At 41.6% G+C, this 22608-nt stretch carries 22 protein-coding genes and 1 pseudogene; 22 read left to right on the top strand and 1 reads right to left on the bottom strand.

All coding sequences use genetic code 11. The annotated features are described in order from the left end of the window. Positions 1 to 8: 8 nt before the first annotated feature. The 13 genes and pseudogenes from purF to purB all read left to right on the top strand — a co-directional run bounded on the left by purF (position 9) and on the right by purB (position 12697). Positions 9 to 1451: an amidophosphoribosyltransferase gene (purF, locus tag D8836_RS08220; protein ID WP_125393687.1), complete on the top strand. Its 1443-nt coding sequence runs from the start codon at positions 9 to 11 to the stop codon at positions 1449 to 1451. A 217-nt stretch (positions 1452 to 1668) separates the two neighbouring features. Beyond that, complete coding sequence (gene purM / locus D8836_RS08215; protein WP_125393686.1) at positions 1669 to 2691, top strand: phosphoribosylformylglycinamidine cyclo-ligase; 1023 nt, start codon at positions 1669 to 1671, stop codon at positions 2689 to 2691. Further along, the gene (purN, locus tag D8836_RS08210) at positions 2688 to 3242 is read left to right on the top strand and encodes a phosphoribosylglycinamide formyltransferase (protein ID WP_125393685.1); all 555 of its coding nucleotides are present in this window, start codon (positions 2688 to 2690) and stop codon (positions 3240 to 3242) included. The genes purM and purN overlap by 4 nt, the downstream gene beginning before the upstream one ends. Then, positions 3239 to 4321, top strand: a complete 1083-nt coding sequence (locus D8836_RS08205; RefSeq protein ID WP_125393684.1) for a hypothetical protein — start codon at positions 3239 to 3241, stop codon at positions 4319 to 4321. Before purN ends, D8836_RS08205 begins: the two co-directional genes overlap by 4 nt. Next, positions 4314 to 5861 (top strand): bifunctional phosphoribosylaminoimidazolecarboxamide formyltransferase/IMP cyclohydrolase, encoded by a 1548-nt coding sequence (gene purH / locus D8836_RS08200; protein WP_125393683.1) that lies wholly within the window; start codon positions 4314 to 4316, stop codon positions 5859 to 5861. The genes D8836_RS08205 and purH overlap by 8 nt, the downstream gene beginning before the upstream one ends. Positions 5862 to 5982: 121 nt before the next feature. Beyond that, positions 5983 to 7245, top strand: a complete 1263-nt coding sequence (gene purD / locus D8836_RS08195) for a phosphoribosylamine--glycine ligase (RefSeq protein WP_125393682.1) — start codon at positions 5983 to 5985, stop codon at positions 7243 to 7245. A gap of 94 nt (positions 7246 to 7339) precedes the next feature. After that, positions 7340 to 7456, top strand: a complete 117-nt coding sequence (locus tag D8836_RS11410; protein WP_125393681.1) for a phosphoribosylaminoimidazole carboxylase — start codon at positions 7340 to 7342, stop codon at positions 7454 to 7456. A 32-nt stretch (positions 7457 to 7488) separates the two neighbouring features. Continuing rightward, entirely contained in the window at positions 7489 to 7980 is a 492-nt protein-coding gene (purE, locus tag D8836_RS08185) for a 5-(carboxyamino)imidazole ribonucleotide mutase (RefSeq protein WP_125393680.1), read from the top strand. After that, complete coding sequence (gene purK, locus D8836_RS08180) at positions 7967 to 9058, top strand: 5-(carboxyamino)imidazole ribonucleotide synthase (protein ID WP_125393679.1); 1092 nt, start codon at positions 7967 to 7969, stop codon at positions 9056 to 9058. Before purE ends, purK begins: the two co-directional genes overlap by 14 nt. Before the next feature lies 1 nt (position 9059). Continuing rightward, positions 9060 to 9323, top strand: a complete 264-nt coding sequence (locus D8836_RS08175; protein WP_125393678.1) for a hypothetical protein — start codon at positions 9060 to 9062, stop codon at positions 9321 to 9323. A gap of 20 nt (positions 9324 to 9343) precedes the next feature. Then, positions 9344 to 9570: pseudogene (locus D8836_RS08170) on the top strand (phosphoribosylaminoimidazole carboxylase). Between the two features lie 11 nt (positions 9571 to 9581). After that, a complete protein-coding gene (locus tag D8836_RS08165; RefSeq protein WP_125393677.1) occupies positions 9582 to 11405 on the top strand; it encodes a serine/threonine-protein kinase in 1824 nt (607 codons plus the stop codon). After that, positions 11402 to 12697 (top strand): adenylosuccinate lyase, encoded by a 1296-nt coding sequence (purB, locus tag D8836_RS08160; protein ID WP_125393676.1) that lies wholly within the window; start codon positions 11402 to 11404, stop codon positions 12695 to 12697. The genes D8836_RS08165 and purB overlap by 4 nt, the downstream gene beginning before the upstream one ends. 213 nt (positions 12698 to 12910) lie before the next feature. Here purB and D8836_RS08155 read toward each other — a convergent pair whose 3' ends face one another. Beyond that, on the bottom strand, positions 12911 to 13627 hold the full coding sequence (locus D8836_RS08155) for a GntR family transcriptional regulator (protein WP_045610828.1): 717 nt from the start codon (positions 13625 to 13627) through the stop codon (positions 12911 to 12913). A gap of 317 nt (positions 13628 to 13944) precedes the next feature. Between D8836_RS08155 and D8836_RS08150 the strand changes: the two genes are divergently transcribed. The 9 genes from D8836_RS08150 to D8836_RS08110 all read left to right on the top strand — a co-directional run. Further along, positions 13945 to 15732, top strand: a complete 1788-nt coding sequence (locus D8836_RS08150) for a glycoside hydrolase family 35 protein (RefSeq protein ID WP_125393675.1) — start codon at positions 13945 to 13947, stop codon at positions 15730 to 15732. Next, positions 15729 to 16205, top strand: coding sequence for a PTS sugar transporter subunit IIB (locus tag D8836_RS08145; protein WP_125393674.1), 477 nt, complete (start codon positions 15729 to 15731; stop codon positions 16203 to 16205). The genes D8836_RS08150 and D8836_RS08145 overlap by 4 nt, the downstream gene beginning before the upstream one ends. A gap of 26 nt (positions 16206 to 16231) precedes the next feature. Next, complete coding sequence (locus tag D8836_RS08140; protein WP_000617016.1) at positions 16232 to 17137, top strand: PTS mannose/fructose/sorbose/N-acetylgalactosamine transporter subunit IIC; 906 nt, start codon at positions 16232 to 16234, stop codon at positions 17135 to 17137. Then, positions 17124 to 17945, top strand: coding sequence for a PTS system mannose/fructose/sorbose family transporter subunit IID (locus tag D8836_RS08135; RefSeq protein WP_125393673.1), 822 nt, complete (start codon positions 17124 to 17126; stop codon positions 17943 to 17945). The genes D8836_RS08140 and D8836_RS08135 overlap by 14 nt, the downstream gene beginning before the upstream one ends. Before the next feature lie 3 nt (positions 17946 to 17948). Beyond that, positions 17949 to 18353, top strand: coding sequence for a PTS sugar transporter subunit IIA (locus D8836_RS08130; RefSeq protein ID WP_000167447.1), 405 nt, complete (start codon positions 17949 to 17951; stop codon positions 18351 to 18353). A 252-nt stretch (positions 18354 to 18605) separates the two neighbouring features. Continuing rightward, positions 18606 to 19772, top strand: a complete 1167-nt coding sequence (locus D8836_RS08125; protein WP_125393672.1) for an SIS domain-containing protein — start codon at positions 18606 to 18608, stop codon at positions 19770 to 19772. Between the two features lie 115 nt (positions 19773 to 19887). Next, on the top strand, positions 19888 to 20925 hold the full coding sequence (locus D8836_RS08120) for an aldose epimerase family protein (RefSeq protein WP_125393671.1): 1038 nt from the start codon (positions 19888 to 19890) through the stop codon (positions 20923 to 20925). A gap of 135 nt (positions 20926 to 21060) precedes the next feature. Then, a complete protein-coding gene (locus tag D8836_RS08115) occupies positions 21061 to 22257 on the top strand; it encodes a CAP domain-containing protein (RefSeq protein WP_049544558.1) in 1197 nt (398 codons plus the stop codon). A 252-nt stretch (positions 22258 to 22509) separates the two neighbouring features. Next, a partial coding sequence (locus D8836_RS08110; RefSeq protein ID WP_185761614.1) for a transposase occupies positions 22510 to 22608 on the top strand: 99 nt, incomplete at its 3' end.

The following is a 22608-nucleotide window of genomic DNA, read 5'->3' as shown; positions in this document are numbered from 1 at the left end:
TATATAAAATGACATACGAAGTAAAATCTCTTAATGAAGAATGTGGTGTTTTCGGTATCTGGGGACATCCAGATGCTGCTAAATTGACCTATTTTGGTCTCCATAGTCTTCAGCACCGTGGTCAGGAGGGGGCAGGAATCCTCTCCAATGACCAAGGGAAACTAAAGCGGCATCGCGATATGGGTCTTCTATCAGAAGTCTTCAGAAATCCTGCTAACTTAGATAAATTGACAGGAACTGGTGCGATTGGGCATGTGCGTTATGCAACTGCTGGCGAAGCTTCTGTAGATAACATCCAGCCCTTCCTCTTCCGTTTTCACGATATGCAGTTTGGGTTGGCTCATAATGGAAATCTGACCAATGCAGCCTCTCTCAAGAAAGAACTGGAACAAAGAGGAGCGATTTTCAGCGCGACTTCGGACTCGGAAATCCTAGCTCACCTCATTCGTCGCAGCCACAATCCTAGTCTGATGGGGAAAATCAAAGAAGCGCTCAGCCTTGTCAAAGGTGGTTTTGCCTATATCTTGCTGTTTGAGGATAAGTTGATTGCGGCGCTTGACCCTAATGGCTTCCGTCCGCTTTCGATTGGGAAAATGACCAACGGAGCGGTAGTGGTTTCCTCCGAAACCTGTGCTTTTGAAGTTATTGGTGCTGATTGGATTCGAGATTTGAAGCCTGGAGAGATTGTGATCATTGATGATAAGGGCATCCAGTATGATAGCTATACAGATGATACACAGTTGGCGATTTGCTCTATGGAGTATATCTATTTTGCTCGCCCTGATTCTAACATTCATGGTGTCAATGTCCATACGGCACGTAAACGTATGGGTGCCCAATTGGCGCGTGAATTCAAGCATGAGGCGGATATCGTGGTCGGTGTGCCCAATTCTTCCCTCAGTGCGGCTATGGGATTTGCGGAAGAGTCCGGGCTACCAAATGAAATGGGTCTTATTAAGAATCAATATACGCAACGCACCTTTATCCAACCGACTCAAGAATTGCGGGAGCAAGGGGTGCGGATGAAACTGTCTGCTGTTTCAGGCGTTGTAAAAGGCAAGCGTGTGGTTATGATTGATGACTCTATTGTACGTGGAACAACCTCTCGTCGTATCGTTCAGCTCTTGAAAGAAGCGGGTGCAACTGAGGTTCACGTTGCCATTGGTAGTCCAGCGCTAGCTTATCCATGTTTCTACGGGATTGATATCCAGACCCGTCAGGAGCTGATTGCGGCCAATCATACGGTTGAAGAAACGCGTCAAATCATTGGTGCAGACAGTCTGACTTATCTTTCTGTTGAGGGGTTGATTGATTCAATTGGTATTGAAACAGATGCGCCAAATGGTGGTCTATGTGTCGCTTACTTTGACGGTGATTACCCAACACCTCTCTACGACTATGAGGAAGACTATCGTAGAAGTTTGAAAGAAAAGACCAGTTTTTACAAATAGACAATAGATCCTCCATTAAAGAAAAGGAAAAATAAAATGACAAATAAAAATGCTTATGCTCCACGTCTCACTACTGACTAAAAGCTAAAGCATTTGTCAGTAGACGCTTTCTCCTATGGGACCAAAGCTAGAGACCTGACTAGTATTTTTAGATAAGATAATTGTTTATCTAAAAATACGTCGCAGTCTTTCCCAAAAAAAGAAAAGGAAAAATAAAATGGCAAATAAAAATGCGTACGCTCAATCTGGTGTGGATGTTGAAGCGGGTTATGAAGTTGTTGAACGGATTAAAAAGCACGTGGCTCGTACGGAGCGTGCAGGTGTCATGGGAGCTCTGGGTGGCTTTGGTGGTATGTTTGACCTTTCAAAGACTGGGGTTAAAGAACCTGTCTTGATTTCAGGAACTGATGGTGTCGGAACCAAACTCATGCTGGCTATCAAGTACGACAAGCACGATACCATCGGTCAGGACTGTGTGGCCATGTGTGTCAATGATATCATTGCTGCAGGTGCGGAGCCCCTCTATTTCCTTGACTACGTAGCGACAGGGAAGAATGAACCAGCTAAGCTAGAACAAGTTGTCGCTGGTGTGGCAGAAGGTTGTGTGCAGGCAGGCGCTGCCCTCATTGGTGGGGAAACGGCTGAAATGCCTGGCATGTACGGCGAAGATGACTATGATTTGGCTGGTTTTGCGGTCGGTGTGGCTGAAAAATCTCAAATCATTGACGGTTCAAAAGTGGCAGAAGGAGATGTTCTTCTTGGACTTGCTTCAAGTGGGATTCATTCCAATGGTTACTCTCTCGTTCGTCGTGTCTTTGCGGATTACACAGGTGAGGAAGTCCTGCCAGAATTGGAAGGCAAGAAACTCAAGGAAGTTCTTCTTGAGCCGACTCGTATCTATGTCAAGGCTGTCTTACCACTCATCAAGGAAGAGTTGGTCAACGGCATTGCCCACATCACTGGTGGTGGCTTTATCGAAAATGTCCCTCGTATGTTTGCAGCTGACTTGGCTGCTGAGATTGAGGAAGACAAGGTTCCAGTTTTACCGATTTTCAAAGCCCTTGAAAAATACGGTCAGATCAAACACGAAGAAATGTTTGAAATCTTCAATATGGGTGTGGGACTTATGCTAGCAGTTAGCCCTGAAAATGTAAGTCGTGTCAAGGAATTGTTGGATGAACCAGTCTATGAAATTGGTCGTATCGTCAAGAAAGAAAACGAAAGTGTCATCATCAAATGAAAAAAATAGCGGTTTTTGCCTCTGGTAATGGCTCAAATTTTCAGGTGATAGCGGAACAATTTCCAGTAGAGTTTGTCTTTTCAGACCATCGTGACGCCTATGTGCTCGAACGTGCAGACAAGCTCGGCGTTCTGTCCTATGCTTTTGAACTCAAGGAGTTTGACAACAAGGCAGACTACGAAGCGGCACTTGTTGAGCTATTAGAAGAACACCAGATTGACTGGGTTTGTCTAGCAGGCTACATGAAAATTGTTGGGCCTACTTTACTGGCAGCTTATGAAGGCAGGATTATCAACATTCATCCAGCCTACTTGCCAGAATTTCCAGGAGCTCATGGGATTGAGGATGCTTGGAATGCTGGCGTCTCTGAGAGTGGTGTGACCATTCACTGGGTGGACTCTGGAGTGGATACAGGAAAGGTCATCAAACAAGTCCGTGTACCACGGCTAGCTGATGATACCATTGACAGTTTTGAAGCTCGGATTCATGATGCAGAGTACAAGTTGTATCCAGAAGTGTTGGATAGTTTGGAAGTGGAGAGGAAATCATGAAGAAATCACAAGCAAAAGGATATTTATTAGAAATTGTATTGGCTAAGTTATTAAAAGTTAACGGATATGATTTAGTAACAAGCTCCGATAATGAAATTAGGTTCTTGGAAAGGAATGGTTTAAATGTCAAAGGAAGAGGTGGTTATCATCAATTTGACTCTTTAGGAACGTTCCGTATCACGCCACCATTTGTATATCCTATACGTTTATTTTTAGAGGCTAAATTTTATACAAATAATAAGGTTGGTATAGATAGAATTAGAATGGGAATAGGTATTCTACAAGATGTAAATACTAATTATTCCACAGTTGAGATGACAAGTGAAGAGTTAAGGTTACATAAATATAATTATAATTATGCTATTTTTTCTACATCAGGATTTACAGATGATGCTCAAAGATTGGCCATAGCTCATAAGATTTATTTAATGGATTTATCATCTGGCTATTACAAGTGGATTAGAGATTTTATAAATCAAATTGTAGATAGATTGTTTGCCATTAACAGACTTCGTGGAGAAGATATTAGCAGTGATATTTTTAATGATTTTAAAGAAGAGTTTTCTAGTTGGATTAATAATTTAGGTTATCATCAACTTTATAGATGGTTTGATTCTGACAATAGACAATTAGTTGTGGATGAATTTGTACACCAAATGCAAAATGTTAGAAGTATTTATATAGCGAGTACAAAGAGTTCACAAATCATAGCACTTATACCTGATAATGATGATGAGTTTCGTAATTCTCTACTTAGAAACCCACATCAAGAAGTAACTATCACATGGAATGAAAATGAGAATGATGTATGGATAGTTAGACCAACTAGAAATTATGATCAATATAGACTTACATTTCAATTACCAGCTGTTATTCGAGATTATATTTTTAATAATTCAGTAAATCAATATGAGAGTGCCTATGACGAAAAAAGAAGAAGTTTTGGGATGCTATCATTTATTGCTTATCTTGAGGGGGAAAATCCTACTTTGTGTACACTAAAATTTAACGAAGAAGAAACTAGAATCTTGGTAGACCGCTATAATCAACAGTTTAGATTGGAGAATCCAAATGACTAAACGTGCTTTAATCAGCGTCTCAGACAAAGCGGGCGTTGTTGAATTTGCCCAAGAACTTAAAAAACTCGGTTGGGATATTATCTCAACAGGTGGGACCAAGGTTGCCCTTGATACAGCTGGGGTGGAGACCATTGCAATTGATGATGTGACGGGCTTCCCAGAGATGATGGACGGTCGTGTCAAGACCCTCCACCCAAATATCCACGGCGGGCTCCTCGCTCGTCGTGACCTTGATAGTCACCTAGAGGCTGCTAAGGACAATAAGATCGAATTGATCGACCTTGTGGTAGTCAATCTCTATCCTTTCAAGGAAACGATTCTCAAACCAGATGTGACTTATGCTGATGCGGTGGAGAATATCGATATCGGCGGGCCATCTATGCTTCGTTCAGCAGCGAAGAACCACGCTAGCGTAACAGTTGTGGTGGATCCTGCTGACTATGATGTGGTGCTTAACGAATTGGCAGCAAACGGCGAAACAAGTTACGAAACTCGCCAACGGTTGGCAGCCAAGGTTTTCCGTCACACAGCAGCTTATGATGCCTTGATCGCAGAATACTTCACAGCTCAAGTGGGTGAAAGCAAACCTGAAAAACTGACTTTGACTTATGACCTCAAACAAGCTATGCGCTACGGGGAAAATCCTCAACAAGATGCAGACTTTTACCAAAAAGCTTTGCCAACGGATTACTCGATTGCTTCAGCTAAACAGCTCAACGGTAAGGAATTATCCTTTAACAATATCCGTGATGCGGATGCGGCTATTCGTATCATCCGTGATTTTAAAGACCGTCCAACCGTTGTAGCTCTCAAACACATGAATCCATGTGGAATTGGTCAGGCGGATGATATAGAAACAGCTTGGGATTACGCTTATGAGTCTGATCCAGTATCAATTTTCGGTGGTATCGTCGTTCTCAACCGTGAAGTAGATGCTACGACGGCTGAGAAGATGCATGGCGTTTTCCTTGAAATCATCATCGCACCGAGCTATACGGATGAAGCGCTAGCCATTTTGACCAACAAAAAGAAAAACTTGCGCATTCTTGCCTTGCCATTTGACACTCAAGATGCTAGTGAAGTGGAAGCGGAGTACACAGGCGTGGTTGGTGGACTTCTCGTGCAAAACCAAGACGTGGTCAAAGAGAGGCCAGCTGACTGGCAAGTGGTGACCAAGCGCCAGCCAACCGAGACAGAAGCGACTGCTCTTGAGTTCGCTTGGAAGGCTATCAAGTACGTGAAATCAAACGGTATCATCGTGACCAATGATCATATGACGCTGGGTGTTGGACCAGGTCAAACCAACCGAGTGGCTTCTGTTCGCATCGCTATTGATCAAGCTAAAGACCGTCTTGACGGCGCTGTGCTTGCTTCCGATGCCTTCTTCCCATTTGCAGATAACGTGGAAGAAATCGCCAAAGCAGGTATCAAGGCCATCATCCAGCCAGGTGGCTCCGTTCGTGACCAAGAATCTATCGAAGCTGCTGACAAATATGGCTTGACCATGGTCTTCACAGGCGTGAGACATTTTAGACATTAAGAAGACAAGAGGGAAGAAAACAGTTTCTTTCCTTTTTTTGCTTAAAAAACGGAATAGAACAAGATTAAAACGAACGTTTATGATATAATATTATTAAATAATTCGCAAAAGAGGTTGAGAAATGAAGCTGTTAGTTATCGGTTCGGGTGGTCGTGAGCATGCGATTGCTAAGAAGTTGCTTGAATCAAAAGACGTTGAAAAGGTCTTTGTAGCTCCTGGGAATGATGGGATGACTCTGGATAGTCTAGAATTGGTGAACATCTCTATTTCCGAACATTCTAAGTTAATTGACTTTGCAAAGGCCAACGATATTGCTTGGACATTCATCGGGCCAGATGATGCCCTTGCTGCTGGTATCGTTGATGATTTTAACCAAGCTGGGCTCAAGGCTTTTGGTCCGACTAGGGCTGCAGCGGAGCTGGAGTGGTCCAAGGATTTTGCTAAGGAAATCATGGTCAAATACGGCGTTCCGACAGCAGCTTATGGCACATTCTCAGATTTTGAGGAAGCCAAGGCATATATCGAAAAGCAGGGGGCTCCTATCGTGGTCAAGGCGGATGGCTTGGCGCTTGGGAAAGGTGTCGTCGTTGCTGAGACAGTCGAGCAAGCAGTCGAAGCCGCTCATGAGATGCTTTTGGACAATAAATTTGGTGACTCGGGTGCACGTGTAGTTATTGAGGAATTCCTTGAAGGAGAGGAATTTTCACTTTTTGCCTTTGTCAATGGGGACAAATTCTATATCATGCCGACAGCTCAGGACCACAAACGTGCCTACGATGGCGACAAAGGGCCTAACACGGGTGGTATGGGTGCCTATGCGCCAGTTCCACACTTACCACAGAGTGTGGTTGATACAGCGGTTGACACGATTGTCAAGCCAGTCCTTGAGGGCATGATTCAAGAAGGTCGTCCTTATCTGGGTATCCTTTACGCAGGGCTTATCTTGACAGCTGATGGACCTAAGGTCATTGAGTTTAACGCTCGCTTTGGAGATCCTGAAACACAAATTATCTTGCCTCGTCTGACCTCCGACTTTGCACAAAATATCACGGATATCCTTGATAGCAAGGAGCCAAACATCACTTGGACGGACAAGGGTGTGACACTGGGTGTGGTTGTCGCATCCAAGGGCTACCCGCTAGATTATGAAAAAGGTGTTAAGTTGCCAGCAAAAACCGAGGGCGACATCATCACCTACTATGCAGGGGCTAAGTTTGCGGAAAATAGCAGAGCACTGCTATCAAACGGCGGACGTGTCTATATGCTCGTCACCACATCCGATACCGTTAAAGAATCCCAAGAAACCATCTACCAAGAACTCTCCCAACAAAAAACAGAAGGCCTCTTCTACCGAACAGATATTGGAAGCAAGGCAATTAAGTAAAGATATAAGAATAACGCGACGAAGTCGCCAAATATGATAATGGTCGTTTGATTTGCGAGCGTTAGCGAGCTAATATAGAACAATCACCGTCGTTGTGAAAGAACGATTGAATGACAATCCAATCGTTCAGGGAAATTGGAAGACCTTGGGCTTCCAATTTAGGCATGAGACACCTTTGGTGGCTGCTTCCGTCCCTCACAACTTAAGGTGATTGAAAAAAGAAAGGAAAGAAAAGGAAAAGTTATGACTAAACCAGTAATTTCCATTATCATGGGCTCAAAATCAGATTGGGCAACCATGCAAAAAACAGCAGAAGTCCTAGACCGCTTCGGTGTAGCTTACGAGAAGAAGGTTGTCTCTGCCCACCGCACACCAGACCTCATGTTCAGACATGCCGAAGAAGCTCGTAGCCGTGGTATCAAGGTCATTATCGCAGGTGCTGGTGGTGCTGCGCATTTGCCAGGTATGGTCGCAGCGAAAACAACCCTTCCTGTCATAGGGGTACCTGTCAAGTCTCATGCTCTTAGCGGTGTGGACTCGCTCTACTCTATCGTACAGATGCCGGGTGGGGTACCAGTTGCGACAATGGCTATTGGTGAAGCAGGAGCGACAAACGCAGCCCTATTCGCCCTCCGTCTCCTATCAGTAGAGAATCAGTCTATCGCGACAGCATTGGCAGATTTCGCAGAAGAGCAAGGAAAAATCGCAGAGGAGTCTACAAATGAGCTCATCTAAAACAATCGGAATTATCGGTGGCGGTCAGCTGGGGCAGATGATGGCCATTTCTGCTATCTACATGGGACACAAGGTTATCGCGCTGGATCCTGCGGCGGATTGCCCGGCCTCTCGTGTAGCGGAAATCATAGTGGCTTCTTATAACGACGTGGATGCCCTCCGTCAGTTGGCTGAGCGTTGCGATGTCCTCACCTATGAGTTTGAAAATGTCGACGCTGACGGTTTGGATGCTGTCATCAAGGATGGTCAACTCCCTCAAGGAACCGACCTCCTTCGCATTTCGCAAAATCGTATTTTTGAAAAGGACTTCCTCTCAAATAAGGCCCAAGTTACCGTAGCACCTTATAAGGTTGTGAACTCAAGCCAAGACTTGGCAGAAATTGACCTGTCTAAAAACTATGTCCTCAAGACTGCTACTGGTGGCTATGATGGGCATGGACAAAAGGTCATTCGCTCGGCAGAAGACTTGGAAGAAGCTTATGCGCTAGCGGATTCAGCAGACTGTGTCTTGGAAGAATTTGTCAACTTTGACCTCGAAATTTCTGTCATTGTGTCAGGAAATGGCAAGGACGTGACGGTATTTCCAGTTCAGGAAAATATTCACCGAAACAACATCCTTTCAAAAACTATTGTGCCTGCTCGCATTTTTGAAAGTTTAGCTGATAAAGCCAAAGCTATGGCAGTGAGAATCGCTGAGCAACTCAACTTGTCTGGAACCCTTTGTGTGGAAATGTTTGCGACAGCTGATGACATCATTGTCAATGAGATTGCCCCACGCCCACATAACTCAGGACACTACTCAATCGAAGCCTGCGACTTCTCTCAGTTTGATACCCATATTTTGGGTGTTTTGGGATCGCCATTGCCAGCTATCCACCTGCATGCGCCAGCCGCTATGCTCAACGTTCTCGGCCAACACGTCGAGACCGCTGAAAAGTATGTCGCAGAAAATCCAAGCACCCACCTACACATGTATGGTAAAATAGAAGCGAAGCACAACCGCAAGATGGGGCATGTGACTTTGTTTAGTGATGTGCCAGATAGTGTGGTTGAGTTTGGGGAGGGGATTGATTTTTGAAATGACAGAAGAATTTGATGAATTGCTAGATGATGAAATAACTACCGTTACACTGACTTATACGGACGATTTGATTGTTCCAGAGATTGCGGATAGAGAGGGGATTCGTATTTTAGAGAGAGCTGGCAATCAGCTAGTCTTAGAATATTCTTGTTCCGTGAAGGAAGTTAAGGATTATCTGAGTAGTTATGGCCTGCCTAGACATCCTGAGAGAATTTCATTTGAATTTTCTATACATGAAGACTCAGAAAATGATAATCTTTAAAGCTAAATGGAGACCAGTTTATGATTCAAATTATTGTCAACGCTTTTGTGGAGGAAGGAAAAGAAATCGCCGTTGTGGAAGTGCTCTTTGCCAGTGCCGACCATGAAAAAGTAAAAGCCAATATCAGGAATTAAAGATTCAATATCCAAATAATTATCTGGCTATCTATGATTCGCCATTGGATACAGATCTGAGTAGCTTGCCGCACTATCCGTCGGTGGCTATTGGGAAAGAGGATTTTGAGTGAGGAGTGAGGTTATGAATTTAACTGATGAAGCTATTGAAAATCTCAAAAAGAGATTTAGCATTGATGAAATTTTGGAATCTAATAATTTTAGTTTTATTCGAATTCTAGGTCAGGGTGGTCAGGGTGTAGTAGTTTTAGCAACTGATAATACTGGGATAGAAAAAGCTGTAAAAATTATGCAACTACCAACTTCCGGAGGTCGAGCAAATAAAATTAAAATTGATAGATTAAAGCAAGATCTTGACTTTTGTTTAAACGACAATCATCCTAATATTATTCGTTATGATAGTTATGGAGAATTTCCTAAAGACGAAGAAGTTAAAACAAAATTCTTTTATGCAGTCATGGATTATTATCCCCAAACTTTGAGAGATGTAATTAATCATCGTGAAAATTATTCTCCCTTACAAAGATTGGATTTATTAATTCAATTAATAAAAGCAGTGAATGTTGCACATGACAAGAGGATTATCCATAGAGATATTAAACCAGAAAATGTATTAATTAGTGGATATCACCTTGTTTTAAGTGACTTTGGTATTGCACATTTTGAGGACGCTGGACTGACAGTCGCAGATGACCTTCTAGTTAATAGAAATTACCTTTCTCCTGAACAAAAAATAGAGGGTAATGCTCTCACTATTACTTTTGCATCGGATATCTATTCTTTAGGTTTAATTATTAATGAGTGTTTTACTGGTGAAAATCCAGCAGGTTCTGACTATCGGCATATTGAACAATATTATCCATATTTATTTGAGTTAGACAATCTGGTTGATATGATGATGAGCTATAGAGCTGATGAACGACCAACGGCTGATAGTGTAAGAATCAAATTGAAGATTTATAACCATGATATAAGAAATCAACTTGATGAAATTAAAGACAGTCTTAGAACTGAGATGATAGATGAAGATTCTATTTTACAAACAGCAGCTGAAGATTTGATATTTAGTGATCATGCATTGAAAGATTTAAACGATAGTGCATTGCAAAAATTAAATCCGAATTACCATTGTTCGTTATCATATAGTGTAACTAAAGATTTATATTCAAATTTTATACAGCATCGTTTGCTGGCTGAATGTGAAAAGAAATTTACATATGAAAGTCATAATTACTTAGATGGTGAATACTACGAACCACTTAATATTAATCATAAAGGGGAGCATAAGTATCTTTATGACCGTATGAAAGAAATTCTGATAAATATTGGTGGGAATAAAATTCTTTCAGGTAAGATTTTAAAATTGTTTGTTTCTTGTAAAGACTATCATTGTGAAGAAATTTTAAGAGAAGTTGATCAAATAATTACGGATTCTAAAGACAACATAATTGATGTTCCAGTGCTTTGGTTAGTTAAATATTTAAGAAGCAATGCTTTTACTTTCGACTCTAACTTCAATGGTGATAAATTATTCGAGCATGTTAAACTAGTTGAATTTCGTGAGAATAAAGTGGGAACGCCACTAGAATTAGCACTGTTTGAAAATCAGTTAGATTCTTTCAAAAAAAGGGATGAGAAACTTTTAACGATTCTTAATACAGTTAAGAAACAGTATCATATAGAATTTGATCAGATTAGTCGAGAAAATTACTCTTTGAAGTTCGATAATGTATTTAATGCTGGTAGTTTTGACAAATTTAAAGAATACTGTATTTCAAAGACAGAACCAGGTTCAACATTTGAAGCAGATGTACATGATATGTTAAGTAATTTAAAGCAAAATATAAATGAAGGGGTTATTGAATTGATTGTCTCTAAGGATTGGGATGTAGAAGTTACATTAAGAAAGATTTTTATTAATTTAATTAGGGAAGGAGAAACATCATGATCAACCGTTACTCTCGCCCTGAGATGGCGAACATTTGGAGTGAAGAAAATAAATACCGTGCTTGGCTTGAGGTGGAAATCTTAGCTGACGAGGCATGGGCTGAGTTGGGGGAAATCCCTAGGGAAGATGTGGCTTTGATTCGCGAGAAGGCGGACTTTGACATCGACCGTATATTGGAGATTGAGCAGGAGACGCGTCACGATGTGGTGGCTTTCACGCGTGCGGTTTCTGAGACTCTTGGTGAAGAGCGCAAGTGGGTTCACTATGGTTTGACTTCTACTGACGTGGTGGATACTGCCTACGGTTACCTCTACAAGCAGGCCAACGACATCATTCGTCGTGACCTTGAAAACTTCACTAACATCATCGCTGATAAGGCTAAGGAGCACAAGTTCACCATCATGATGGGGCGTACTCACGGTGTGCACGCTGAGCCTACAACCTTTGGTCTTAAATTGGCGACTTGGTACAGCGAAATGAAGCGCAACATCGAGCGTTTCGAGCATGCGGCTGCTGGTGTGGAAGCTGGTAAGATTTCTGGTGCGGTTGGGAACTTTGCTAACATTCCACCATTTGTAGAGGAATACGTCTGCGACAAGCTTGGTATCCGTGCTCAAGAAATCTCTACACAGGTGCTTCCTCGAGACCTTCATGCTGAGTACTTTGCGGTTCTTGCTAGCATCGCGACTTCAATCGAACGTATGGCGACTGAGATTCGTGGTTTGCAAAAGTCTGAACAACGTGAAGTGGAAGAGTTCTTTGCCAAAGGTCAAAAAGGTTCTTCAGCAATGCCTCACAAACGCAACCCAATCGGTTCTGAGAACATGACGGGTCTTGCGCGTGTTATCCGTGGTCACATGGTGACAGCCTATGAGAACGTGGCTCTCTGGCACGAACGTGATATTTCGCACTCATCAGCTGAGCGCATCATCACACCAGATACGACCATCTTGATCGACTACATGCTTAACCGTTTTGGAAATATCGTTAAAAACTTGACAGTCTTCCCAGAAAACATGATCCGCAACATGAACTCAACTTTTGGTCTTATCTTTAGCCAACGTGCCATGTTGACCTTGATTGAAAAAGGCATGACCCGTGAGCAAGCCTATGACTTGGTGCAACCAAAAACAGCCTACTCTTGGGACAACCAAGTAGATTTTAAACCACTTCTCGAAGCAGATCCAGAGGTGACATCACGCCTCACACAAGAAGAAATCGACGAAATCTTTAACCCAGTTTATTACACTAAACGAGTGGATGATATCTTTGAACGTCTAGGTTTAGGATAATTAGAATAAAAATCGAAGTTCTATTACTCTATTTATAGGAGTAGAAGAACTTCGATTTTTATTTTTATAAAAGTGACTTTAATAAAAAATTACCTATATTTTAGTAAAATTTAAACAAATTTAGTCTATCTTAATTGACATATAGAAAATACATTTTTAATGTCATATAATAAGCATAGAAAAAGCCCAAGCGATTAGGCTTAGACTTTCTTCTTAGTGATCACGGTCACATGAAATGAATTTGATTTTGTAGTAATCTGCGCGTTTATATGTTTCGCTGTATGCGAGAACTTGACCAGTAGACTCTAGTTTAGTAGTCTTGGTTTGTAAAACGGTTGGGAATTGTTCATCGACTCCGAGGACCGAAGCCACATGTTCTGGAGTTGGAAATGCTATTTCATTGATTTCTTCAAAATGTTCATCATTCATGTGAATGTGGTAATCCAATTTGAAACGGTTATAGATAGAGCTATAATATTCAAGATTTGGATAATTTGCGTTGACGTATTGTTCTGGGATGTAAGATGTATGGTAGATGTACACAACACCACCTGTTTCGCGTACGCGTTCAATCTTGTAGTAGAACTGATCTCCGCGTAGTCCAAGTTTTTCTAAGTAGCTTAGTTTGTTTCCACGCTCAATAGAAAGGACGGTAACTTTATCATCTTTAGTTTCAAAAACTTCTACATCTGAAAACTCTACGAGTTTGTGTTTACGTGCGCGTGAAACGAATGTACCCTTTCCTTGTTGACGGACAATATAGCCATCCTTGGCAAGGTCGTTTAAGGCGCGTACAACTGTGATAGAACTCACATCATACATTGCAATCAATTCAGCTTCAGTGTAGAATTTATCTCCACTGGCAAATTGACCAGAAATGATTTTGTTCTTTAATTCATCTTTAATATATTGATACTTTGGAATTGCCATATTTTCACCTCGATTTTCCTTCTCAGTTAAAGATTTTACCATAAAACTGGAAAGAATAGTAGCCTTTTGAATAAAAAAATTAGAATAATAGGCTATAAGGTTAATTTACATAGAAATTAATAGAATTTCTTACATCTTTATACATGTCAATTAAGATGAAATTATTTCTTGAGATAGTAAGGTTTTATAAGTTTTTTTGTAAAAATTAGTAAAAATGAAAAAAATCGTGAAAACCTATTGACAAATGTAAGATATTGAGTTATATTTACTATATCAACAAATGAAAGCGTAAACTTTAGTTGTCAGAAGGTAAGAATATGACACGATTTGAGATACGGGATGATTTTTATCTCGATGGAAAATCATTTAAGATTTTATCTGGCGCCATTCATTATTTTAGGGTTCCTCCAGAAGATTGGTATCATTCGCTCTATAACTTGAAGGCTCTTGGTTTTAATACAGTAGAGACTTATGTGGCCTGGAATTTACACGAGCCTCGTGAGGGTGAGTTTCACTTTGAAGGAGCTCTGGATTTGGAGCGATTTCTCCAAACGGCACAAGATTTGGGTCTCTACGCTATCGTTCGTCCGTCGCCCTTCATCTGTGCGGAGTGGGAATTCGGTGGCTTACCAGCTTGGCTCTTAACCAAAGATATGAGGATTCGTTCCTCAGACCCAGCCTATATTGAGGCTGTCGGTCACTACTATGACCAGCTCTTGGCACGGTTGGTTCCACATTTGTTGGACAAGGGTGGCAATATCCTCATGATGCAGGTTGAAAATGAGTATGGTTCTTATGGAGAAGATAAGGCTTATCTGAGAGCAATTCGACAGTTGATGGAAGAGCGTGGCGTAACCTGTCCTCTCTTTACCTCAGATGGTCCATGGAGAGCTACTCTGAAAGCTGGAACCTTAATCGAAGATGACCTCTTTGTAACAGGAAACTTTGGTTCTAAAGCTCCGTACAACTTTTCACAGATGCAGGAATTCTTTGATGAGCATGGTAAGAAATGGCCACTCATGTGTATGGAGTTCTGGGATGGCTGGTTCAATCGTTGGAAAGAGCCGATTATCACACGGGATCCGAAAGAGTTGGCAGATGCAGTTCGAGAGGTTTTGGAACAAGGCTCTATCAATCTCTACATGTTCCATGGTGGTACAAACTTTGGTTTCATGAATGGTTGCTCAGCTCGAGGGACTTTGGACCTGCCACAAGTTACATCTTATGATTACGATGCCCTTCTGGATGAAGAAGGAAATCCAACTGCTAAATATTTGGCAGTCAAGAAGATGATGGCAACACATTTCCCAGAGTATCCCCAGTTGGAACCACTCTACAAAGAGAGTATGGAGTTGGATGCTATTCCACTGGTTGAAAAAGTTTCCTTGTTTGAAAACTTAGATAGCTTGTCCAGTCCTGTAGAAAGCCTTTATCCTAAAAAGATGGAGGAGTTGGGACAAAGCTATGGCTATCTACTCTATCGAACAGAAACAAACTGGGATGCAGAAGAAGAAAGACTTCGTATCATTGATGGTCGAGATAGGGCCCAGCTTTATGTCGATGGTCAGTGGGTCGAAACCCAATATCAGACAGAGATTGGGGAAGATATTTTTTATCAAGGTAAAAAGAAAGCGCTATCTAGGTTAGATATCTTGGTAGAAAATATGGGGCGTGTCAACTATGGACACAAGTTCTTAGCGGATACGCAACGTAAGGGAATTCGGACAGGGGTTTGTAAGGATTTGCATTTCTTACTAAACTGGAAACACTATCCACTTCCTCTAGACAATCCTGAGAACATTGATTTTTCAAAAGGATGGACAGAAGGACAACCAGCCTTTTACGCTTATGACTTTACAGTCGAAGAGCCAAAAGATACTTACCTAGACTTGTCTGAGTTTGGTAAGGGAGTTGCCTTTGTCAATGGGCAGAATCTAGGACGTTTTTGGAACGTCGGCCCAACCCTCTCGCTTTATATCCCTCATAGTTATCTTAAGGAAGGTGCCAACCGCATCATTATCTTTGAGACAGAGGGTGAATATAAAGAAGAGATTCATTTAACTCGTAAACCTACACTAAAACATATAAAGGGGGAAAATTTATGACAATTGTAGGATGCCGTATCGATGGACGTTTGATCCACGGACAAGTAGCCAATCTTTGGGCTGGAAAACTAAATGTTTCACGTATTATGGTTGTAGATGACGAAGTTGTCAATAACGACGTTGAAAAGAGTGGTTTGAAACTTGCGACACCACCAGGTGTAAAATTGAGTATTTTGCCAATTGAAAAAGCGGCAGCCAATATTCTTGCTGGTAAATACGATAGCCAACGTCTCTTTATCGTGGCTCGTAAACCAGACCGCTTCCTTGGCTTGGTCGAAGCAGGTGTACCACTTGAAACCCTTAATGTTGGGAATATGTCTCAAACACCAGAAACTCGCCCCATCACACGTTCTATCAACGTAGTAGACAAGGATGTGGAAGACTTCCACAAATTGGCAGAAAAAGGTGTTAAACTTACTGCTCAAATGGTTCCAAATGATCCAGTTTCAGACTTTTTGAGCTTATTAAAATAGGAAAAAATTTTTAGGAGGTCATTGTTATGATACAATGGTGGCAAATTTTACTTCTCACTTTGTACTCAGCTTATCAAATCTGTGATGAGTTGACGATCGTTTCTTCTGCAGGTTCCCCTGTATTTGCTGGTTTCATTACTGGTTTAATTATGGGAGATGTGACTACTGGTCTGCTTATAGGTGGTAACTTGCAACTGTTCGTTCTTGGGGTTGGTACCTTCGGTGGTGCTTCTCGTATCGACGCAACTTCTGGTGCGGTTCTTGCGACAGCCTTCTCTGTTTCACAAGGAATTGATACAGCACTTGCGATTACAACAATCGCTGTGCCAGTAGCAGCTCTCTTAACTTACTTTGACGTTCTTGGACGTATGACAACTACTTTCTTCGCTCACCGTGTGGATGCTGCAATCGAACGCTTTGACTATAAAGGTATCGAACGCAACTACTTGCTTGGTGCGATTCCTTGGGCTCTATCTCGTGCCCTTCCAGTCTTCTTTGCGCTTGCTTTTGGTGGTGAATTTGTACAACACGTAGTAGACTTTGTTACAAAATACCAATGGGTTGCAGATGGTTTGACTCTCGCAGGACGTATGCTTCCAGGTCTTGGATTTGCAATCTTGCTTCGTTACCTTCCAGTTAAACGTAACCTTCACTACCTTGCTATGGGATTTGGTTTGACAGCTATGTTGACTGTTCTTTACTCATATGTAACAGGTCTTGGTGGCGCTGTTGCTGGTATCGTAGGCACTCTACCGAAAGATGTTGCTGAAAAAATTGGTTTCGTGAACAACTTCAAAGGATTGTCTATGATTGGTATTTCTATCGTAGGTATCTTCCTTGCAGTGCTTCACTTCAAAAATAGCCAAAAAGTAGCTGTAGCAGCACCTTCTACACCATCAGAAAGTGGGGAAATCGAAGATGACGAATTCTAATTACAAACTTACAAAAGAAGATTTTAATCAAATCAATAAACGTAGCTTGTTTACTTTCCAATTAGGTTGGAACTACGAACGTATGCAAGCTTCTGGTTACCTGTACATGATCTTGCCTCAATTGCGTAAAATGTATGGGGATGGAACTCCTGAATTGAAAGAAATGATGAAAGTTCATACTCAATTCTTCAATACTTCACCATTCTTCCATACCATTATCGCTGGTTTTGACCTTGCCATGGAAGAAAAAGATGGTGTAGGTTCAAAAGATGCCGTTAACGGTATCAAGACAGGTTTGATGGGACCATTTGCTCCTCTTGGAGATACAATCTTTGGTTCGCTTGTACCTGCTATCATGGGATCTATCGCAGCAACTATGGCTATCGCTGGCCAACCTTGGGGTATCTTCCTTTGGATTGCAGTTGCAGTAGTGTATGACATCTTCCGTTGGAAACAGTTAGAATTTGCCTACAAAGAAGGGGTTAACCTTATCAACAACATGCAAAGTACATTGACAGCTTTGATTGACGCTGCATCTGTACTTGGTGTCTTCATGATGGGTGCTCTTGTAGCCACAATGATCAACTTTGAAATTTCTTATAAATTGCCAATCGGTGAAAAGATGATTGATTTCCAAGACATCTTGAACCAAATCTTCCCACGTTTGCTTCCAGCAATCTTTACTGCCTTTATCTTCTGGTTGCTTGGTAAGAAAGGTATGACTTCTACTAAAGCTATCGGTATCATTATTGCTCTTGCAGTAGGTCTTTCTGCCCTTGGTCACTTTGCACTTGGAATGGGCGTATAATTTATGACGAAATCATTAATTTTGGTGAGTCATGGTCGTTTCTGTGAAGAACTTAAAGGTAGCACAGAAATGATTATGGGTCCACAAGACAACATTTATACAGTAGCTCTTCTTCCAGAAGATGGCCCAGAAGAATTTACTGCAAAATTTGAAGCTGCTATTGAAGGTTTGGATGATTTCCTAGTCTTTGCGGATCTTCTTGGTGGTACACCATGTAACGTGGTGAGTCGCTTGATCATGGAAGGTCGTGATATTGACCTTTACGCAGGGATGAATCTTCCAATGGTGATTGAATTTATCAATGCGAGCCTTACAGGCGCAGATGCGGACTACAAGAGCCGTGCTGCAGAAAGCATTGTGAAAGTCAATGACCTGTTAGCTGGCTTCGATGATGACGAAGATGAATAATACTCTTCGAAAATCTCTTTAAACCATACTAGTGTCGCCTTGCCGTAGGTATATGTTACTGACTTCGTCAGTTCTATCTACAACCTCAAAGCAGTGCTTTGAGCAGCCTGCGGCTAGTTTCCTAGTTTGCTCTTTGATTTTCATTGAGTATACGATGTGAAAACGTGAAAATCGTTAGAGCATTTTATATAGAATATACATGGGAATGGGGCTTACTCCCATTCCCATATTTAATAGAAAAAGAGGAATTCAATGCTACATTATACAAAAGAAGACTTGATCGAATTGGGTGCAGAAATCACTACACGTGAAATCTACCAACAGCCTGATGTATGGAAAGAAGCTTTTGAATCTTATCAATCAAAACATGAAGAAATTGCAGCCTTTCTGCAAGGGATTGCTGATAAACATGACTATATCAAGGTTATTTTGACAGGTGCGGGGACTTCTGCTTATGTGGGAGATACCTTGGTACCTTACTTTAAGGAAGTATATGACGAACGCAAATGGAATTTCAATGCCATTGCGACAACAGATATCGTTGCCAATCCAGAAACTTATTTGAAAAAAGATGTGGCGACTGTCCTTGTATCCTTTGCTCGTAGTGGGAACTCGCCTGAAAGTGTGGCGACTGTTGATTTGGCCAAGGCCTTGGTGGATGAGCTTTATCAAGTGACGATTACTTGTGCAGCAGATGGTAAGTTGGCTCTTCAAGCCCATGGAGATGACCGCAATCTCTTGCTTTTGCAACCAGCTGCTTCTAATGATGCCGGATTTGCCATGACTTCTAGCTTTACGTCTATGATGTTGACAGCTCTCTTGGTCTTTGATCCTACAGAATTTGCTGTGAAAGCTGAACGTTTTGAAGTTGTATCTAGTCTTGCCCGTAAAATTCTAGACAATGCAGAAGATGTCAAAGAGCTTGTTGATCTCGACTTTAACCGTGTCATCTATCTAGGCGCCGGTCCATTCTTCGGACTTGCTCATGAAGCTCAGCTCAAGATTTTGGAATTAACAGCTGGTCAAGTGGCGACTATGTATGAAAGCCCAGTCGGCTTCCGTCACGGTCCAAAATCTCTTATCAACGAAGATACAGTTGTTTTGGTCTTTGGTGCAACGACAGACTACACTCGTAAGTACGACTTGGACTTGGTTCGTGAAGTTGCTGGTGATCAGATTGCTCGTCGTATCGTGCTTTTGAGTGATCAAGCCTTTGGTCTTGAAAATGTCAAAGAAGTGGCCCTTGGTTGTGGCGGTGTCTTGAATGATATTTACCGTGTCTTCCCTTACATTGTTTATGCCCAACTCTTTGCCCTATTGACTTCACTCAAGGTAGAAAATAAACCAGATACACCGTCTCCTACAGGAACAGTAAACCGTGTGGTACAAGGTGTGATCATCCACGAATATCAGAAGTAAGACAGTGTTTATGAATTCTTGACAAGAGGATTTGTATATTATCAGGCAAACCATAGATTGTCAATTCGCTTTCTATGGTTTGTTTGATTGAGAGAAATAGTAAAAGGAGAACAGAATGAAAGCATACACAGAGCGTGTGTTTGGAAATGTTGAGGGACAAGATGTTTTGGCCTATCGATTTGAGACGAACGGTGGCTACCAGCTTGAGGTTATGACTTATGGCGCGACTATCTTGCGCTATGTCACACCTGATAAGGCTGGAAACTTTGCCAATGTTATTTTGGGATTTGATGATTTTGATAGCTATGTAGGCAATAGTCCCAAGCATGGAGCTAGCGTAGGTCCTGTGGCAGGCCGTATTGCAGGTGTGACCTTTGAGCTTAATGGCAAGAACTATGACCTTGAAGTCAACAATGCTAGCAACTGTAACCACAGTGGTTCAACTGGTTGGGATTCGAGCTTGTTTGAACTAGTTGAAGTGAGCGACCATGGCTTGATCCTCTACACAGAGCGTACGGATGGGACAGGAGGATTTCCTGGAAATCTCAAGATTTGGATCAGTTACCACTTAGAAGAGACTGGTGCCTATGAAATCAGCTACAAGGTAACGACCGATCAGGATACGCTGGTCAATCCAACTAATCACAGCTACTTCAACTTGTCTGGTGATTTCACGCAGACGATTGACCGTCATGTCTTCCAACTAAACACAGAGGGCATTTATCCAATCGCTCCCGACGGTGTTCCTGCCAAAACTCCAGATGCTAGTCGTGATGTGGTTAAACACATCTACAATGGTGCCTTGTTGAAGGATATCTTTGCAGAAGAAGATGAGCAAATCCAGCTGGTATCAGGTTTGGATCATCCATTTGCCCTTCCTGCAGGTCATGACAATGCTGGATTCCTTTATGACCAAAATTCAGGTCGCTTCCTGCTTTTCAAGACAGAGGCTCCTTGCTTTGTAGTCTACACAGCAAACTTTGTGGATGAGAGTGTCATCATAGGAGGTCAGCCAATGGTACAGCACAATGGGATTGCCCTTGAAGCGCAAGCTTTACCAGATGCCATTCACAGTGACCTCAAAGATCAAGTTATTCTCAAAGCCGGTCAAACCTTCACAAGTAAGACACGTTATGAGCTTGTTGTGAAATAAAGAATGGAGTTTCTACTTTGTGGTGTGAATAGCATTTGCTTTATAACATTAGTAGAAATGGGCAAAGAGTAGGAAAATATGATATAATTTAATATTGAAAATACCTGTCCTATCTAAAGGATAAAAGGAGAAAAAATGAAGAAAATTGTATTTGCTAGCGCCTTGGCTTTGACTTTAGCTGGAGCAGTTTTGACAAATGATGTTTTTGCCAATGACAGATTGGTGGCAACACAATCTGCAGATGGTAGAAATGAAAATGTCTTGAGCTCAGAAGTGCTAAATCCCTCTAGTGGCAATGTTTTGGTTGGGATTAAGGGAGAATTTTTAACCCCAAATAAACAAACTATTTTGGATGCGATTAATAAGATTCGTAAGGAAGCAGCTGATGAAGGTTTGGTAGATAAGTATGTTCCTATCAAATGGTCTACTGATCTTGAGAAAACTGCTTTTGTACGAGCTACTGAGGTGTCAGTAACTCTGAAACCTGAGCGTCTTTCTACGAAAGAAATCTGGACTGCTTTTCCATCTAGTAATAGTATAAGAGGAGAAGCTTTAGATGTGAACTATGAAGGTTTTCTAAAAGCAATTGAAAATTGGCATGCTGAGAAGGCAAATTATGTAGCGAAAAAGAAGGGTGGAACATCTAAAGAATTTACAGGTTATTATGAGGCTTTGATCAATTCTAAATTTACCTATGTGGGGCTCGCTGCTTTTAAAAATGCAGCTAGTTCTCAGAAAGTAGCAACGATTTCTCTAGCTTTAGGTGATGATGCTTCTTCAGAGGAATTGGCTGGTGGATATGGTCCTGCTATTCAGTATACAGAAGTGACCTCCTCAAACCTTTCAACAGTTAAAAGTAAAGCAGTCGTTGTAGAAAAAGCGCTGAAAGAATTTAGAACTTCTAGTTCAGACCAATCTGGTTGGGTGCAATCTAATGGAAAATGGTATTTCTATGAGTCTGGTGATCTGAAGACAGGCTGGGTGAAAACGGATGGTAAATGGTACTACTTGGATGACCTAGGTGTCATGCAAACTGGATTTGTAAAAGTAGATGGTAGCTGGTATTACTTGAGTAGCTCAGGTGCTATGTTTACAGGCTGGGGTACAGACGGAAATAGATGGTTCTACTTTGATGGCTCAGGAGCTATGAAGACAGGCTGGTACAAGGAAAATGGTACTTGGTATTATCTTGACGAAGCAGGTATCATGAAGACAGGTTGGTTTAAAGTTGGACCGCACTGGTACTATGCCTACGATTCTGGAGCTTTGGCTGTGAGCACAACAACACCAGACGGTTATAAAGTAAATGGAAATGGTGAATGGGTAAACTAGGCAACTAGTGAACAAATAGTCTGTTTCAATAGCTTTTTACAACAAAGTTGCAAAATGATATAACCTTAAAATGGGGAAGGCTAGTTTGCCTTCTCTATTTTCTTATGTGACTATTAGTCCGTCTCGCTCCGTTAGGTGAGAGACAAAAAAACCACCCGCTATGCGGGTGCGCGTCGAAGGTTATACCAAAAAAACTCCGAACGCGATACAATAAAGGTGTTCAAGCCAATTGTAAAGCGAAAGGAGAAAAATATGGCACAAAAGGCTCATAGTTTATCGCACACAAAGTGGCACTGTAAGTATCACATTGTGTTCACCCCTAAGTATAGACGAAAAGTTATATATAATCAA

Origin of the sequence: Streptococcus mitis (assembly GCF_003942995.1) — a bacterium.
GTDB classification, from domain to species: Bacteria; Bacillota; Bacilli; order Lactobacillales; family Streptococcaceae; genus Streptococcus; species Streptococcus mitis_CV.
This window is presented reverse-complemented; position numbering and strand designations above follow the sequence as displayed.